Here is a 14,024-nt window from a genome sequence, read left to right on the forward strand (position 1 = left end):
CCCTTGCTTCCTGTCTGCTGCACCGGACGCTATCTCGGACTAAAAAGATCTGCAATGTCTCAGATAGACTCGAGGCCATGAAGCTGCCGGTGAGTACGGAATGGCTGTTGCACTGCGCCACATCACTGGCGCAGCTCGAGGTGGGGAGCACCGCGTCGGCGGCACAGCTCGCCCGGTACTTCGACCTCCCGGCGCCCTATCTCGCCAAACAGCTCCAGGCGCTGGTCAAGGCCGGTGTGCTGTCTGCGACGACCGGCCCACGCGGCGGTTTCCGGCTGGCCCGGCCCGCTTCCGAGATCACGCTCCTGCAGGTCGTCGAGGCGGTCGACGGCGCGTCCTCACCGTATGAATGCCGTGAGATCCGTCAGCGGGGACAGGGAGCGCTACCTGCCGAGGAGTGCCGGAACCCCTGCATCCTCGCCGAGAAGATGGCCCGGGCCCACGAAGCCTGGCGGCACGTCCTCACCACCAGCACGCTCGCCGAGATCGTCGACGCACTGCCCCCGTCGGCGCCATCCCGCACCCGCCTGCGCCTGACCGGGACGCCGTAGCAAGCCCCCACCACAGGCAGCGCCCCGGGACCGGACCCGATGAGTCGGCAAGCCCCACGGATCACTGCGGTTTTCGGGTTGCTGGACGGTGGCGTTTCGTGAACCTCGCAACATGCCGGTGGGAGGCGGTGTCCCAAAGACGGGGTCTGACCACTGAGGTCGAACATTTCGCGAAGAGACCCCGGTCCACACAGAGCAGCGGTCCGCGGCGTACAGGGTCGGAGGTCATATCCGCGAGAAGCGGGGATGCTCGGGCTTTCCGGGGGTACCCGCCCCACCGCGGCACGTCGGCCACGGCTCGCCGAGAACACGGACCCGTCGACGCGGTGGGAGAGGCAATGAGGACCCACGATTTGGCCCGGGCCACCGCTGCCCCGTGCTCCGCCGAGATCTTGAGCGGTCGTTACCGTTTGGACGGACCGCTCGGTTCGGGCGGGGCCGCGGACGTGCACCGAGGTTTCGATCTGCGGTTGAGACGACCGGTAGCGGTCAAGGTCTTCAGGTCCCGAGCCGACGGCGGGATCGGTGAGGGCCTGCACGGCGAAGCCGTCATCCTCGCCCGCCTGCACCACCCCGGACTCATCGCCGCCTATGACGCCGGACAGCACGACGGACATGCCTTCCTGGTCATGCAACTCGTCGAGGGCGGTACGCTGAAGGACCGCATCGCTCAAGGCCCGCTGCCCCTCGCGGAGACCGCCGCGATCGGCGTCGACCTCGCTCAGGCGCTGGCTCACGCGCACGACGCGGGAATCGTGCATCGGGACGTCAAGCCGTCCAACGTCCTCCTGGACACCGCCCACCGTCCGCATCTGGCCGACTTCGGCATCTCCCGACTGCTGGATGCCACCACCCACACCGCTACCGGCACCCTTGTCGGTACCGCTGCCTACCTCTCTCCCGAACAGGTCCTCGGTCGCCCGGTCGGTAGGCCCGCCGATGTGTACGCGCTTGGCCTTGTGCTGATCGAATGCCTCACGGGCAGGCTCGAGTACGACGGCGCACCCCTCGAATCCGCGATCGCGCGCCTGCACCGGAGCCCTGTAGTCCCCCACTGGTTGCCGGAAGGGTTGAGCACCCTTTTCAGGGAGATGACGACCCTGGACGAGGAGTCCCGCCCTACCGCCCTCGACTGCGCACGCGCCCTAGCGGCGCTGCCCGGTAGGACGCACAACGTGCACGGGCCGTCGGCGAACGCCACGAGCCTCGTCACCGACCGAAGGTCATCACCGACGGTCGAAGGCACACGCGCGCATCCTTCCCCCGCTGAAGGACGGGTCGCTTCCGGAAGAGCGTCCACGCGCGGACGCACCCTTGCGGCCGGCACCGCGGTGGTCCTCGCAGCCATCGCGGTGACCGCCCTCACCGTCGCCGGTGGTTCCGGATTTCAAGGCGATGACCGGGGCGCGACCGGGACCACTGGCGCCCCCGCCGGAGAGCCGGGCCCTTCTGCTGCTTCAGGTCCAGGGGAGAGCGCCGCGGTGTCCCGGGCGGCACCGTCTCCCACCGCACCCGAAGTCACCCCTGAGGCCTCGACCGGTCCGACCTCCGAACCGGAGACCACACGCCGCCCCACAGCCACCACAACGCGTGACGGAGAGAAAGTCGAGCCTCCGCACCGACCGCCGGGCCAGGCCAAGAAGCCGAAAGGGCCTAAGAACAAGGATCAACGGCAGAAAGCACCCCGACCGGCCCCCTAGTCTCCGCGCAAGCGGTGACCGGGCCACGGGCCCCGCTCGGCAACCCCGACGGCCACGCCTTCTGACGCGGGCAGGAGGTCCGCGCCGACGCCGAGCACGAGCGGCGCCGCGCCGCTGAGCGGGAGGCACGGTGTCCGGTGTGCAAGCGGTGCGGAGGAAAGTTCACCGACGAGCGCTGGGAGAAGATCGCCGCGCACCGGACCGCCGTACGGGCCGGGGACAAGTCCGTGTGCGGGCCGTGCCGCGCCGACGACGTCGCCCGCGAGGAAGCCGCCCGCCTCCGGGCCGCCGCTGCGCCGAAGCCGCAGGACGGCCCCGAGCCGGAGAGGGGCCGCGGCTGGTTCCGCCGGCGGGGCCGGTCCCGAAGCCACCGTGCCACCGGACGGGACGGACGGGCCCGTCCAACGGCGCCGACCCACCGCAGGCCCTGCACAGCACCACATGAAGTGGACCGCCACCCCGCCGACGGCGTACGACGGGAAGGGCTTCTACTGGATCAAGGCAGGAAACGGCTCCTGCCTAACCGTGCCCTACAACAACGGCACCCCGCCCGGCAATGGCACCCAGCTGTTCTGGTGGCCGTGCGAGACCCGCTGGTCCTCCAGCAGCCAGCTCTGGAACGTCATCCCGGTGGACCAGTGCGGCAGAACACGTGCCTATTACTTCATCAATCAGTGGACCGGCAAGTGTCTGACGCCGACCCCGCCACGACCGGTGGCAAGGTCGGCAAGGTCACTCAGGCGATCTGCCCGGCCTGATGACGACCGAGGAGGTGCTTGCGTGGCAGGCATCCCCGACTTGCACAAAGGCACGTCGTGAACTCAGGCGTTCGAACGATGGGCCCGCGCGAAACGATCGGAACGAAACCGTACTTCCTGCGTATCTGACGGAAGAACGCCGACCGTATTTTTGCAGGGGAAACTGCATGGGACCCTACCCGTTCCCCGTGATCGACTGTGCCTGCCGCAGGGGCGCCACCCCGAACCGGCGGACAACCTCACCGCTGACACCGCGCGTCGGCCTGACCTCCTTCGGATGGTCCAGGAAGGAAGAGCGGGAAGTGTCGAGCAGAGCGAAAGGCAAGAACCCGCATGAAGCAGAAGATCACTTCGTTCGCCTGTGCCCTGGCAATGGCCGGTGGCGTCGTCATCGCAGCCGTGGCTGCCGCCACCGGCCAGGCGACCGAGACGAACCACGGACGGTCCGTTTCCGCCCCTACCCCGCACGCCACCGTTGTCTTCAGCGAGCTGTCCGACTCCACCCTCGCCGCGCCGCTCAGCGAGCTGGCCGCCGGCCGGCGCACTCCGCGCGCCTAGGTTCTGTCGTCAACCGTCACGCCGACATCAGGAGTGACGCGAGGACGACGGCGGCTGCGTAGGACTCGGCGTTCTTGTCGTACCGGGTGGCGATGCCGCGCCACTGCTTCAAGCGGGTGAAGCACCGTTCCACAACGTTGCGGTGCTTGTAGACCTCACGGTCGAAGGCCGGCGGGCGGCGTCCGTGGCTGCCGCGCCGGGCCCGGTTGCGGGCCTGGTCGGCCCGTTCGGGAATCGTGTGCGGTCGTTGGTGTTGCCGCCCGTCACGACGAAGCCGAGCGGGCGGCCCCGGCCGTCGCAGGCCAGGTGGATTTTGCTGGTCAGCCCGCTTCTGGACCGGAAGCGTGACGAATGATCTGTTCCACCGGCCGCAGAAGCGTTCCGATGCCACCCTGCTTCACGTACGCGTGGTGAGCCGCGTGACTGCCGCGTCATACCGTACCTGGAGCCTTGTGTCCTTCGAGACCTTCAGCAGGACGCCAAGCGCTCGTACTGCGCCGTCCTCATAGCCGGAGGACTCCGCTTCCCGGGCTGCGAGCTCGAGCTGTTCGATGCCCTCGGCTTCGCGCCCGAGGCCCAACAGCGCCTCTCCCCTCACCATGTGCAGCAGTATCCGGGGGATGTCGGCCGTGCCGGAGTGATCGTCGAAGGCCAGTGCCACAGTCGCCGTGTCGAGGGCCTCGCGCCACTTCCCCCCGTCGGCCCGATGACGGGCCAGGTGCTGCAGGGCCAGTCTTTCGATGGTCCGGTCATCGGCTCTGCGAGCCAGGTCCGCAGCCCGCTCGCACCCCCGCGCGGCCTCGTCCAAGCCGCCGAGAGCCGCCTGCGCCATGGCCAGAACGATCAGGGCGTTCGCCTCGGCCACCGGATCGCCTGTCCGGCGGGCGAGCGCAGAGGCCGCCTTCAGGTGAGTCAGGGCCTCCTCGATACGCCCTTCTTCGATCAGCACCCAGCCGAGAACGTTCAGGACACGTGACTCGCCGTGCTGATCGGCATCGATCCGTGCCGACTCCAGCCCGGTTTCCAGGAGCGAGGCCCAGCCGTCCCGTACACGCCACACGATCAGCGGCCACAGCGTCATGACGATCCGCCAGGCCCTGTCATGCAGTCCGGCGGCATGCGCCGCAGCGACCGCCAGCGTGAGGTCGTCCCTCTCCGCCGCATACCAGGCCACGGCGGCGGACCGGTCACCGAACTCCCGCACCACGGCAGGCGGCAGGTAGTCCGCCGGCAGAAGGAAGCACTCCTCGTTTCCGGGCTCGGCCGCCGCCACGGCCGCGAGGCCCGTGGTGATGTAGTAGTCGAGCAGGCATACAAGTGCTTCGGGCGCGGCCTCCAGGCTCCGTGCATAAAGCCGGACCAGATCGTGCATGATCCACCGACCGGGTGCCGTCTCCGTGACGAGGTGCGCAGCGGCCAGCTTCTCCAAGGCGGCTTCGGCGGCCGGAGGATCCGTCTCCGCCAGGGCTGCCGCCGTGTACCGATCGATATGGATACCGGGATGGCGGCCGAGACGGGCGAAGTGACGGGAGACGTCCTGCGGAAACTGTTGCAGCGTCACGCGCAGGGCCGCCCGCACGCCGGTGTCCTCCACGTCCAGCAGGCTCAGCCTGCGCGTCTCGTCGGACAACTCCTCAGCCATCGCCTCCAAAGACAAGCCGGGCCACTGCGTCAACCGGGCAGCCACCACCCGCAGCGCGAGGGGCAGTCCGTCGCACAATTCGGCCAGCCGCCGCGCGGCCACCGGCTCCGCGACGACCCGTTGCGTACCCAGCACCGCGGCGAGCAGCATCGTGCCGTCCTGCGGATCCAATACGCCCACCGAGATGGGCCGAGCCGTGTCGGTGACGATCAGCCCCGGCAGCCGGTGCCTGCTGGTGACAACAGTCACGCAACGGCTGCCACCGGGAAGAAGCGGCCTGACCTGCTCGGAGTTTCGCGCGTTGTCGAGCACCACGAGAAGCCGACGGTCGGCGGTGAGCGAACGAAACAGCGCAGCCGCCCCGTTCACCGACTCCGGTACCTGGTCGAGCGGCACACCGAGCGCCGGCAGGAACTCCCGCAGCACCTCCATGAGCGCGGGCTCGCCCGTGTCGCCGAAGCCCCGCAGGTCGGCATAGAGTCGCCCGTCGGGAAAACCGGCAGCGCTGTGGTGGGCCCAGTGCAGTACGAGGGCCGTCTTTCCGACTCCGGCGGGTCCGACGACGAGACATACGGGCGCCTCGCCTTCGGCGGCCTGGGACAGGGCGACGAGCTCCGCCGCCCGCCCGTGGAAACCACGCGGTGCGCGCGGCAGCAGGTCAGGCGCAGAGGCCTGACCCACAGCGCCCGGCGCCAACGTGGATGACGGCGCATCCGCAGTGCGGGCCTTGCGGGGGCGGCCCAGGCTCGCGAGGCGTTCCAGCTCCTGTGCGCCGGCCTTGTCCAGGACGAGGGCTTCGGCCAATGCCTGCACGGTGCGACGCTGCGGCCCGCGGGAATGCCCGCGTTCCATGTACGACAGTGCCCGCACGCTTACCCCCGCGGCATGCGCCAATTCCTCCTGGCTCAGCCTGGCCTCCGTCCGTAGACGGTGCAGAAGCGTGCCGAAGCCCCCGTCGACTGGTGTACCGCTGTCCATAGCCTGCATATCCCCTGGTCAGTGCGGGCCGGTCGAGACGCCGTATTCCGCCTGCAAAAGTATGCACGAACTACTTTTGCAGGCGAAGCGCGCTTTCTCGCCACGGTCCAGGAGCCAGCCCCTCGCAGTACGGCAGGGGAGCTGCATCTCCCCGAGCCCCTTGCGCGCGGGATGATGGAGACCGCTGTCCGCAATGTGCTCTGTGTGGCACGGCCACGACCGGGGAAACGGCGAAGCATGGACATCCTGGCCGCACCGCGGAACGTCGATCACTCCCTGACCCGGCGCATGGCCGCCTGGGATTCTGCCTGGGCCCGCCAACTGCTGCCTCCGGTGGAGGAAGCGGCCGAGCACACCAAGCTGTGGTGGGCAGCAGCCGCAACGATGGCGGCCGTCGGAGGCCTACGCGGGCGCAGGGCAGCAGCAGCCGGGATCACGGCCGTGGTGGTGGCGGAGCTGCTGTCCAACGCGGTGGTGAAGAAGCTCGTCGAGAGACGACGGCCGCCCAAGGAGTGGATCCCCCACGACGACGTCGAGGACCGGCCCGACAGCTCCTCCTTCCCCTCCGGGCACACCGCCGCCGCGGTGGCCTTCACCGCCGCCGTCACACCCACCTGGCCCTGGGCCGGAGCCGCGTGCGCCGTTCCCACCGTGCTGGTGGCGATCGAAAGGATCCACAGCGGCGCGCACTATCCCTCCGACGTCGCCGCCGGCGCCGCCATCGGCCTGTCCGTGGCCGCCCTGGTCCGATCGGCACCCCGCCTCGCCCTCCGCCACCTCGTATGAACCGAGCCACCCGTGAGCGACCTGCACGCCACCGCGGGGTGCGAATGCGGCAACAGCGGCTTGCGCATTCCCCAGGGGCGAGGGCCGCTCACGGCAGCGAGTTCCGAGGTCCGACAGAAGCCTGATCGAGATCCGCACTCCTTCAGCCACCCGGGAGCACGAGCGCACCTCCGCACGGCTGCCGTCATCAGTTCGAGGGAGGCACGGGGGAGGAGTGCGGGACTCGAAGGTGCTGTCTGCGTCGGTCCGGAGCCGGTTGTCGCGAAGGTGGGAGTATCGCGGTGGCAGGCAGGCAGGGAGCTGAACGGCAGCCACCTGTGGACATGCTGGCCATGGACCTGCCGTCGGCAGGCCCGCTCTTATACCAGCACGCCTTTGACCAGCACAGACGCCGGGTCGCAAACAACTCGGTCACCGACGGGCGACGATCATGGCCCGGTCGGTGCGAATGCCCCGAGGCCTTACCGTCAGGTCCTCGAAACCATGAGCCACCCGGTCCACCATTCACCGTAAAAGGACGGTTCCGGTTTTCCGTCACATGACCGTGCTCACTGCGGTCACCACCCTGCTTCTTCTTCGCGATGCGCCGTGGATCAGCTCTGCAGAGCGTCTTCGAGGGTGGGGTGGCAGTCGATGATGGTGTCGACGCCGACCAGGGTCAGGACACGCTGCACGGCTTCCTGGGCGGCGGCGATGCTCAGCCGACCACCTGCTTCGTTGACCTGCCGGTTGGCGGAGATGAGGACGTTGAGACCGCTGGAATCCATGAAGGTCACGCCTTCCAGATCCGCCACGATCCGCAGCGGTCCCGCGGCGACGTTCCCACCCAGCAGGGCGTGTTCCAGGATGTCTCTGGTGGTGTGATCGATCTCGCCCTGCAGTGTCACGACACAAACATCTTTGATCGTATGAGGCGTTGCGGAGAGCCGGTCGGACCGCGCGGATTCTTCGTTGCTGGTCATGGTCTCCTCATCAGCGCCTAGGCTTGCCCCGGGTCAGGAGTGAGCGTGGACGATTCCGCCCCACCCTTCCAGAGCAGACACACTCCAATGGCAGCACGATCAGCGTCTGCCGGGTAAGGATCATACGGGCGGGTAGCCGCGTCGCGTGAACGGGAACGAGGACGAAACCGATGGGCTCCCATACCGACGGTGACAACGACACCCAGCCTCCTCCGGACGGGTACCTGATGCGCGCCGGCTACGCGCTGAACGGCGACGGCGGTCGTATCGCCGCCGCCCGCCACCACACGACCGCCTTCCTGGACCGGGCCCGCGCCGAACACCGTCTGCCGGTGTCGCAGCGGGCGCGGGATCTGGCCGAACTGGTGGTCAGCGAGCTGGTCACCAACGCCCACAAGTACGCTCCGGGTCCCGTCCTGATGGAGTTGCGCGTCACTGCCGTCTGCGTGGACATCGTCGTGTGGGACAGCGATCCGGTCGTTCCGGCTGCTCGTGCCGCTGATCCGGGGCGGGTCGGCCAGCACGGTCTGGAGATCATCAAAGCGGTCGCCGAAGAACTGTTCATCGAGCAGGAATCGGTCGGCAAGCGCATCACCGCCCGTCTCGCCCTGGTCGACACCCCTGCCCCGGCATAGGGGAGGGAGGCGGCGGGGGCCCAGGGGTTTCGTCAAGCGGACCTCTGGTCCCCCACCCACCCGGTATGAGCGCTGACGTCGGCATCGTCTTCGCCCGGGACGCGGAATCGAGCACTGCCCATTAGCTGTGGGAGAGCTGGCACAGCCCGGCTGAAAGAAGCACCGCACCGACCTGAATCTTGTTCCCCGGCAACTGTGTGATCTGTTCACTGTTTCGCATGCGAGGGTGGATGTGGGACGCTGAAAGGACACGAGACCGGTCGGCGCCATGGGCGGCGGCCTTTGGGATGCGGGAGTTGCCCCCACTCAGGGCACCCGAGGTCCCGCCATCGTCGTTCACTCCTCGTCTTCGGATCCGGGGTGTTTCGTCTGTGGGCTCACCAACCCCCGGAAGGGGGCGTGCCCAGTATGAACGTCACCACCACGATCACCGGTACCACGGCCCGTATCACTCCGCAGGGTGAAATCGATCTTGAGACCCTGCCTCCGCTGCGCGCTGCTGTGGACCGGCTGCCGCTCCACGTCACCGACCTGCTGTGGGACCTGGAACACCTGTCCTTCACCGACGTCGCGGGCCTGCGCCTGTTGTTCGGCCCTGCCCCGCAGGGCGAACCCCAGCGCAGGACGACAGTGACAGGCCTGCAGGACCAACCCCTGCAGCTCCTGCTTCTCGCCGCAGACCTGTTCCCCATGGCCTACGACATTCCGCGGTTGATACCCGACACCCCCGCCGGCCTTCTGGCCCGTAGGCCCTGACCGCCTCCGGAACCGGACTTTTCTGCTCCGGATTTGGTGGAACACGCGGCCGGTCCCGCCCCGGGGCCGGCCACGGCCTGCTTCGCACCGATGCAGCTTCTGACCGACGAGCAGGCCGAGGAGTGTGGGAAGCCGGACATCGCCGCCCGCCTCGTCCGAAGGTGGGCGGCGGCCTGGTCACGACCGGGCGGGTGTCCGCTGTGACGAGCTCGGTCGGGCCCTCCCGCGTGCAGACTTCGGCGACCCGATTCTCATCGGCCGGACCATGCCGCATGTGCGGGCTGCTGCACTCCGGTCGGGCACTTCGGACGCCTACTCCCAGACTGCCGCGCCCCGCAGCAGGTTGTGGTCGGACATGTCGGCGGTGCGGCCCATGGCATCGCCCTGCACGGTCTTGAAGTGGTCGGCGGACACGAAGATGTGGTCCGGCTTCCCGTTGTCGTGCGCGGGCTCGTCGGAACGGCAGTAGCTCAAGCCCGCACAGGCCGGTCCTCGTCGGTCTCGTCCACTTCGCCGTAGCGGCCCGTCCCGCCCTGAAAGCCGTAGAACTCGCCCATCTCGGGGTCGGTGGGGCGGGCGTTGAAGTCGCCGCCCAGGACCACCGGCAGGGCCCAGGCATCGACCTGGGCCTGCTGGACGCGGGCCATGTCGAGCAGATCCTCGTCGTCCTCATCCTTGTCACCCCTGTGCGTCAGGTGGGTCATGCAAGCCAGCGCCGTGCGCCCCTCGATACCGCCCTTGGCACAGAGCAGTGCCCGCTTGTTGGAATCGGCAGGGCTCTCCGGCAGGTCTGCGGTCAGATGCTCCACGGGCGCGGTGCTTTTGACGAACACCGCCATGCCAAAGCGCTTATCGCCCTCACTGGTCCACTTGCCGCAGCTTGCCGGACCGCTGCTCGTGGCGAGCCAGACCGGCTGGCAGCCGGTGAGGCTGTCGCGCAGGGCGGCGTACTGGCCGTAGCAGACCTCGGTCAGCAGGGGGGTGTCGGCGGACCAGTTGTCCACCGAGGTCTTGATCGCGGCGGCCCACTGCGCCGCTGTGACACCTTCGTGCGCGCACAGATCACCGCAGGCATTGCACGTGAGCATCCGCACGGAAGGCGCGGCCGAGGGCGTGACGACGTCGGCGCGGGCCGCGGTGGGCGCGAGGCCAGCGGCCGCACCGAAGGCCATCGTCCGGCGCAAGGCCCGCAGGGGTGTGGCGAGAGACGTTGTCCCAGGCTTCCTCAAGACAGGAACATGCCTCTGACGTGCACGTTCAGGGCACGAGTACGGGGGAGGCAGCCGGGATGGCGGTGGTCGGGGTGTAGGCCAGAGCGGCTTGAGCGCCGTGACGACGAAGTAGTCGAGGATCTTGTCCTCATATGCGCGCAGGAAGTTGCGCGGCCAAGTACCCGGGGCCCACCAACGAGAAAGCCAGCAGTCCCAACCGCGCCAGACCTCCGGGCCGATGGACACGGCCCGCACCTCGGCCAGGCCCGCGGCCGTGAAGGCCTCGGCGAGGGCGGTCACGGGCCTGGCGATGTCCAGACCGCTCGCGTACGTGTCCAGCAGCCTTGCGAGTTGTTCGGGGCAGCCGGGGGTTTCATCCGCGGTGAAGAAGCTGGTGACGGCCACGGTTCCGCCGGGCCGCAGGACCCGCGCCGTCTCGGCCGCGAAACCGGCGAGGTCGGGGAAGTGCTGCATGGCTTCGACACTGACGACGATATCGAACGCCCCGTCCTGCCAGGGCATCCGCTTCGCGGCCCCCTCGGCGAACCGCAGCCGGCCCGGCTGCTCGCCCAGCAGCACGGCCTGCTCCTCGCGGGCCCGGGCCAGCTGGTTGGGGTGGATGTCCATGCCGGTGACACCATCGGGCTCGTACTCGGTGAGGGCGACCGCGTAGCCCGTGCCCAGCCCGCAGCCCACGTCCAGCACCTGCCGTCGGCGCAGCGGCCCGGCGGCGTCCAGGACGTGCCGGTACAGGGCCTGCTGGCTGCGGGCCCGCTCGTCCTCGCCGAGCGGGCCGGTCAGGTCGATGCCCTGCCAGTAACCGAAGTTGATGAAGCCACCGCCGAACATCGGCTGGTGCCCGAAGTTCAAGGGCCCGTACGTCTCCTGCACCGTCGGCCGGATACCAGGGTGCTCCTGCTCGACACTGGTGTCTTTCCTCATCACTGTCCGCGATCCTTCCCGGCGCGATCCGACCGCTGCCACCGCCGCACCTGTGCAAATCCCACCGATCCTGCCCCCGGCGCCGTGCGATCATGCCGGGCGGCCGCCGGAGCCGGGCGAGGACGCCCACGAGCGGCGGGGTGTGCTCACGTACGGGGCCGATCGGTTCAAGAGAGACCGGGCGACAGTCATCCGGTGCGACGAACTCGCTGTCCGCCGGAGTCGGTCCCGGCGAACGGCGGCGGTCACCTCCAGCGCCATTGACCTTCGGCTCTGTCGTCTTCGCGGACCTCCTCCTGGTCGATCACGTACTTCCTCGCCGCGCGCGAGCGAAGGCACGCCCCTCGTCCTCATCTCCGCTTCTCAGCGTGCACTCAGCAGTTTCAGACCTGCGTCGAGGTCGTGGGCCACGGCCATGTCGTTGAAGTCCACGCCGAGCTGGACCACCGTCTGTGCGACGGTCGGGCGTACTCCGACCAGCACGGGGTGGGCGCCGAGCATCTCGGCGACCGATGTGATCAGGGAGAGCCGGCGTCCGACGAAGGTGTCGACCATGTCGACCGCGGAAAGGTCGATGACGACACCACGGGCTGCCTGGTCGACGATCCGGAAGGACAGATCCTCCTGAAGGGCGATGACTGCCGAGTCGTCCAGAACCGCCGGAACGATCACCACAAGCACGTCTCTGATACTCAGGACCGTTTTTCCCTGCCTGTTCATCGCCCCACGCCTCCCGTGCCGGTGCCCGGAGTGATCCGCCGGACTGAACTCGTCGCCTTTCGGGGGAGCCGCAGCCAAGTTCAGCACCTGTCCTCGAAAGTGGCTTCTCTTCCCCTCTCCCTTCTACGGTCCGACTGCGGTTCCCGGATGCGGGGGCCGGCAGAGGGCATCCACACTGTTGGTGAGCCGGAGTTCGAACCCTGTGCTCAGCCAGGTACGGCAGGGTTCCCGCAGTGACAGCGGGGGCACGCGGAGGCTGTGGTCCTGCTGGGCACGGTGATGCGGCGTGCATCCCTCACCGTGACGCCCGCACCTGCTCCGGTCACCGGGCTGCAGAGGCGAAAGATGATCCCGGTAGCGGTGGCTTCGGCGAGTGGACTGGTCAGAAATCGTTCCGGCACCGGGCAGTCGCACAGCGCCGACTGCGGGTCACTCGGTGCTGTCGGTCACGCGAAGGCGGCTGCGTTGCGCTTGGCCCAGTCGACGAAGGTGGTGGCGGGACGGCCGAGGATCTGTTCGACGGCGGGGCTGACAGCCTGCTCGCGCGGGCGGGGGTGCCGATGATGTCGAGGGTGCTGTCGACCACCGGGGCGGGCATGAAGGTGAGCATCTGCGCGCGGGCCTCCTCCCGGGATCGTTCGATGAAAGTGACGTGCTCGCCGAGGGCGGCGACGCGCTGGAGTGAGGTGGTCGAGGCAGGGCCGGTGAGTTCGTGGGTGACCTTGGCGTGGCCGGGCCGCGTCAGAGCGGTGGCGGCGATGTCGTCGGGGTTGATGACCGGAAGGCCGACGTTGCCGAAGGGCGGCGTAACGGTTCGGTCCCCTGACCGAGGGTGCCCAGGCGTAGGCATGGGGGGCGAACCCGCCCGGACGCAGGAGGGTCCGGTCGGTGCCGGATTCCATGACGGCCCGCTCGTAGGAGGCGAAGGCCTGTCCGTGGGATATGGAGTCCGGACGGGTGGCCACTCCTTGGGAGGAGAGCAGGACCGAGGCTGATCCTTTGGAGTGGACACCCTGACAATGGATCTTGATGGTCCGGGGAGGGATGTCCAGGTGGGACGCAGGTCTCCGTATCCGGAGGAGTTCAGGCAGGACGCGGTCGCGCTCCACCTCGCCCTGTTCGGGAAGCGGACGTACGCGGCGGTGGCCGCGGATCTCGGTATCGCCGCGGAGCCGCTGCGGACGTGGGTACGCAAGGACGAAGTCCAGGCCGCGCCTGCCGGCACCTGCGGAGGAGGAGACGGACGACGATCGCGGACAGGACCGCGTCGCCCGCGCCGGACCTGGTGATGTGCGAATTCACCGCCGCCGAACTCAACACCAGGTGGTGCGGCGACATCACCTGTACAGCCGTCGGCGCGACCTGGCTCTACCGTGCCATGGTGATCGACATCTGCTCGAGGAGAGTGGTCGGCTGGTCGATCGCGGACCACATGCGCACCTCGTTGGTCACCGACGCGATCGAGATGGCCGTGGCAGCCCGTGGCAGCCGGGTCCGCGGCGTCGTTTTTCACACCGACAGGGGCGCCCAGTACGGCGCGGCCGCCTTCGCCGAGGTCTGCCGCCGGCACGGCGTCCGCCACGGCACGCGCCGGGTCGGCTCGGGTTACGACAACGCTCTCGCCGAGTCGTTCTTCCAAGGCCTCAAGCGCGAGTTGCTCCACGGACGCCGCTGGACCTCAAAGGCACAGACCCGACTCGAGCTGTTCCGCCGGCTCTCGTATGACAACAGGCGCCACCGCCACTCCGCACTCGGCTACCGCACACCAGCCGAGTTCGAACAACGACTGATCACAACGCGTACGCTGTCACTCGTCGCATGAAAG

11 protein-coding genes and 2 pseudogenes are annotated in these 14,024 nt (G+C 68.6%); 7 read left to right on the forward strand and 6 right to left on the reverse strand.

Translation table 11 applies throughout. The annotated features are described in order from the left end of the window. Nucleotides 1-77 precede the first annotated feature (77 nt). The 3 genes from AB0398_RS25930 (at nt 78) to AB0398_RS25940 (ending at nt 3,567) form a co-directional block, all read left to right on the forward strand. On the forward strand, nt 78-551 hold the full coding sequence (locus AB0398_RS25930; RefSeq protein ID WP_366378023.1) for an Rrf2 family transcriptional regulator: 474 nt from the start codon (nt 78-80) through the stop codon (nt 549-551). Nucleotides 552-889: 338 nt separating this feature from the next. Beyond that, the gene (locus AB0398_RS25935) at nt 890-2,251 is read left to right on the forward strand and encodes a protein kinase (protein ID WP_366378024.1); all 1,362 of its coding nucleotides are present in this window, start codon (nt 890-892) and stop codon (nt 2,249-2,251) included. 1,091 nt (nt 2,252-3,342) lie between these two features. Beyond that, nucleotides 3,343-3,567 carry a hypothetical protein gene (locus AB0398_RS25940; protein WP_366378025.1) on the forward strand — a complete coding sequence of 75 codons (225 nt, stop codon included), beginning with the start codon at nt 3,343-3,345 and terminating at the stop codon, nt 3,565-3,567. A gap of 16 nt (nt 3,568-3,583) precedes the next feature. Here the strand turns inward: AB0398_RS25940 and AB0398_RS25945 are convergent. After that, nucleotides 3,584-3,906: pseudogene (locus AB0398_RS25945) on the reverse strand (transposase); the annotation flags it as partial. Nucleotides 3,907-3,964: 58 nt separating this feature from the next. Beyond that, nucleotides 3,965-6,196, reverse strand: coding sequence for an NB-ARC domain-containing protein (locus tag AB0398_RS25950; protein WP_366378026.1), 2,232 nt, complete (start codon nt 6,194-6,196; stop codon nt 3,965-3,967). A gap of 228 nt (nt 6,197-6,424) precedes the next feature. On the opposite strand from AB0398_RS25950, the gene AB0398_RS25955 reads away from it, so the two are divergent. Further along, nucleotides 6,425-6,973, forward strand: a complete 549-nt coding sequence (locus AB0398_RS25955; RefSeq protein WP_366378027.1) for a phosphatase PAP2 family protein — start codon at nt 6,425-6,427, stop codon at nt 6,971-6,973. A 593-nt stretch (nt 6,974-7,566) separates the two neighbouring features. On the opposite strand, the gene AB0398_RS25960 is transcribed toward AB0398_RS25955, so the two are convergent. Further along, nucleotides 7,567-7,935: an STAS domain-containing protein gene (locus tag AB0398_RS25960; RefSeq protein WP_366378028.1), complete on the reverse strand. Its 369-nt coding sequence runs from the start codon at nt 7,933-7,935 to the stop codon at nt 7,567-7,569. Nucleotides 7,936-8,105: 170 nt separating this feature from the next. On the opposite strand from AB0398_RS25960, the gene AB0398_RS25965 reads away from it, so the two are divergent. Both AB0398_RS25965 and AB0398_RS25970 read left to right on the forward strand, forming a co-directional pair. Then, nucleotides 8,106-8,570, forward strand: coding sequence for an ATP-binding protein (locus AB0398_RS25965; RefSeq protein ID WP_366378029.1), 465 nt, complete (start codon nt 8,106-8,108; stop codon nt 8,568-8,570). Between the two features lie 408 nt (nt 8,571-8,978). After that, on the forward strand, nt 8,979-9,326 hold the full coding sequence (locus tag AB0398_RS25970; RefSeq protein WP_366378030.1) for a hypothetical protein: 348 nt from the start codon (nt 8,979-8,981) through the stop codon (nt 9,324-9,326). A 312-nt stretch (nt 9,327-9,638) separates the two neighbouring features. Here AB0398_RS25970 and AB0398_RS25975 read toward each other — a convergent pair whose 3' ends face one another. The 3 genes from AB0398_RS25975 to AB0398_RS25985 form a co-directional block, all read right to left on the reverse strand. After that, nucleotides 9,639-9,800: a hypothetical protein gene (locus AB0398_RS25975; RefSeq protein ID WP_366378031.1), complete on the reverse strand. Its 162-nt coding sequence runs from the start codon at nt 9,798-9,800 to the stop codon at nt 9,639-9,641. Then, entirely contained in the window at nt 9,797-11,479 is a 1,683-nt protein-coding gene (locus tag AB0398_RS25980) for a methyltransferase domain-containing protein (RefSeq protein ID WP_366378032.1), read from the reverse strand. The genes AB0398_RS25975 and AB0398_RS25980 overlap by 4 nt, the downstream gene beginning before the upstream one ends. A gap of 363 nt (nt 11,480-11,842) precedes the next feature. After that, entirely contained in the window at nt 11,843-12,160 is a 318-nt protein-coding gene (locus tag AB0398_RS25985; protein WP_366378033.1) for an STAS domain-containing protein, read from the reverse strand. 1,091 nt (nt 12,161-13,251) lie between these two features. Between AB0398_RS25985 and AB0398_RS25990 the strand changes: the two are divergent. Beyond that, nucleotides 13,252-14,021 (forward strand): annotated as a pseudogene (locus AB0398_RS25990) (IS3 family transposase). Nucleotides 14,022-14,024 lie beyond the last annotated feature (3 nt).

Source organism: Streptomyces sp. NPDC086147, from assembly GCF_040702165.1.
Classification (GTDB): domain Bacteria; phylum Actinomycetota; class Actinomycetes; order Streptomycetales; family Streptomycetaceae; genus Streptomyces.

Coding starts and splice junctions, on each gene's coding strand:
- AB0398_RS25930 (WP_366378023.1), top strand. CDS start 78: ATGAAGCTGCCGGTGAGTACGGAATGGCTGTTGCACTGCGCCACATCA.
- AB0398_RS25935 (WP_366378024.1), top strand. CDS start 890: ATGAGGACCCACGATTTGGCCCGGGCCACCGCTGCCCCGTGCTCCGCC.
- AB0398_RS25940 (WP_366378025.1), top strand. CDS start 3,343: ATGAAGCAGAAGATCACTTCGTTCGCCTGTGCCCTGGCAATGGCCGGT.
- AB0398_RS25950 (WP_366378026.1), bottom strand. CDS start 6,196: ATGCAGGCTATGGACAGCGGTACACCAGTCGACGGGGGCTTCGGCACG.
- AB0398_RS25955 (WP_366378027.1), top strand. CDS start 6,425: ATGGACATCCTGGCCGCACCGCGGAACGTCGATCACTCCCTGACCCGG.
- AB0398_RS25960 (WP_366378028.1), bottom strand. CDS start 7,935: ATGACCAGCAACGAAGAATCCGCGCGGTCCGACCGGCTCTCCGCAACG.
- AB0398_RS25965 (WP_366378029.1), top strand. CDS start 8,106: ATGGGCTCCCATACCGACGGTGACAACGACACCCAGCCTCCTCCGGAC.
- AB0398_RS25970 (WP_366378030.1), top strand. CDS start 8,979: ATGAACGTCACCACCACGATCACCGGTACCACGGCCCGTATCACTCCG.
- AB0398_RS25980 (WP_366378032.1), bottom strand. CDS start 11,479: ATGAGGAAAGACACCAGTGTCGAGCAGGAGCACCCTGGTATCCGGCCG.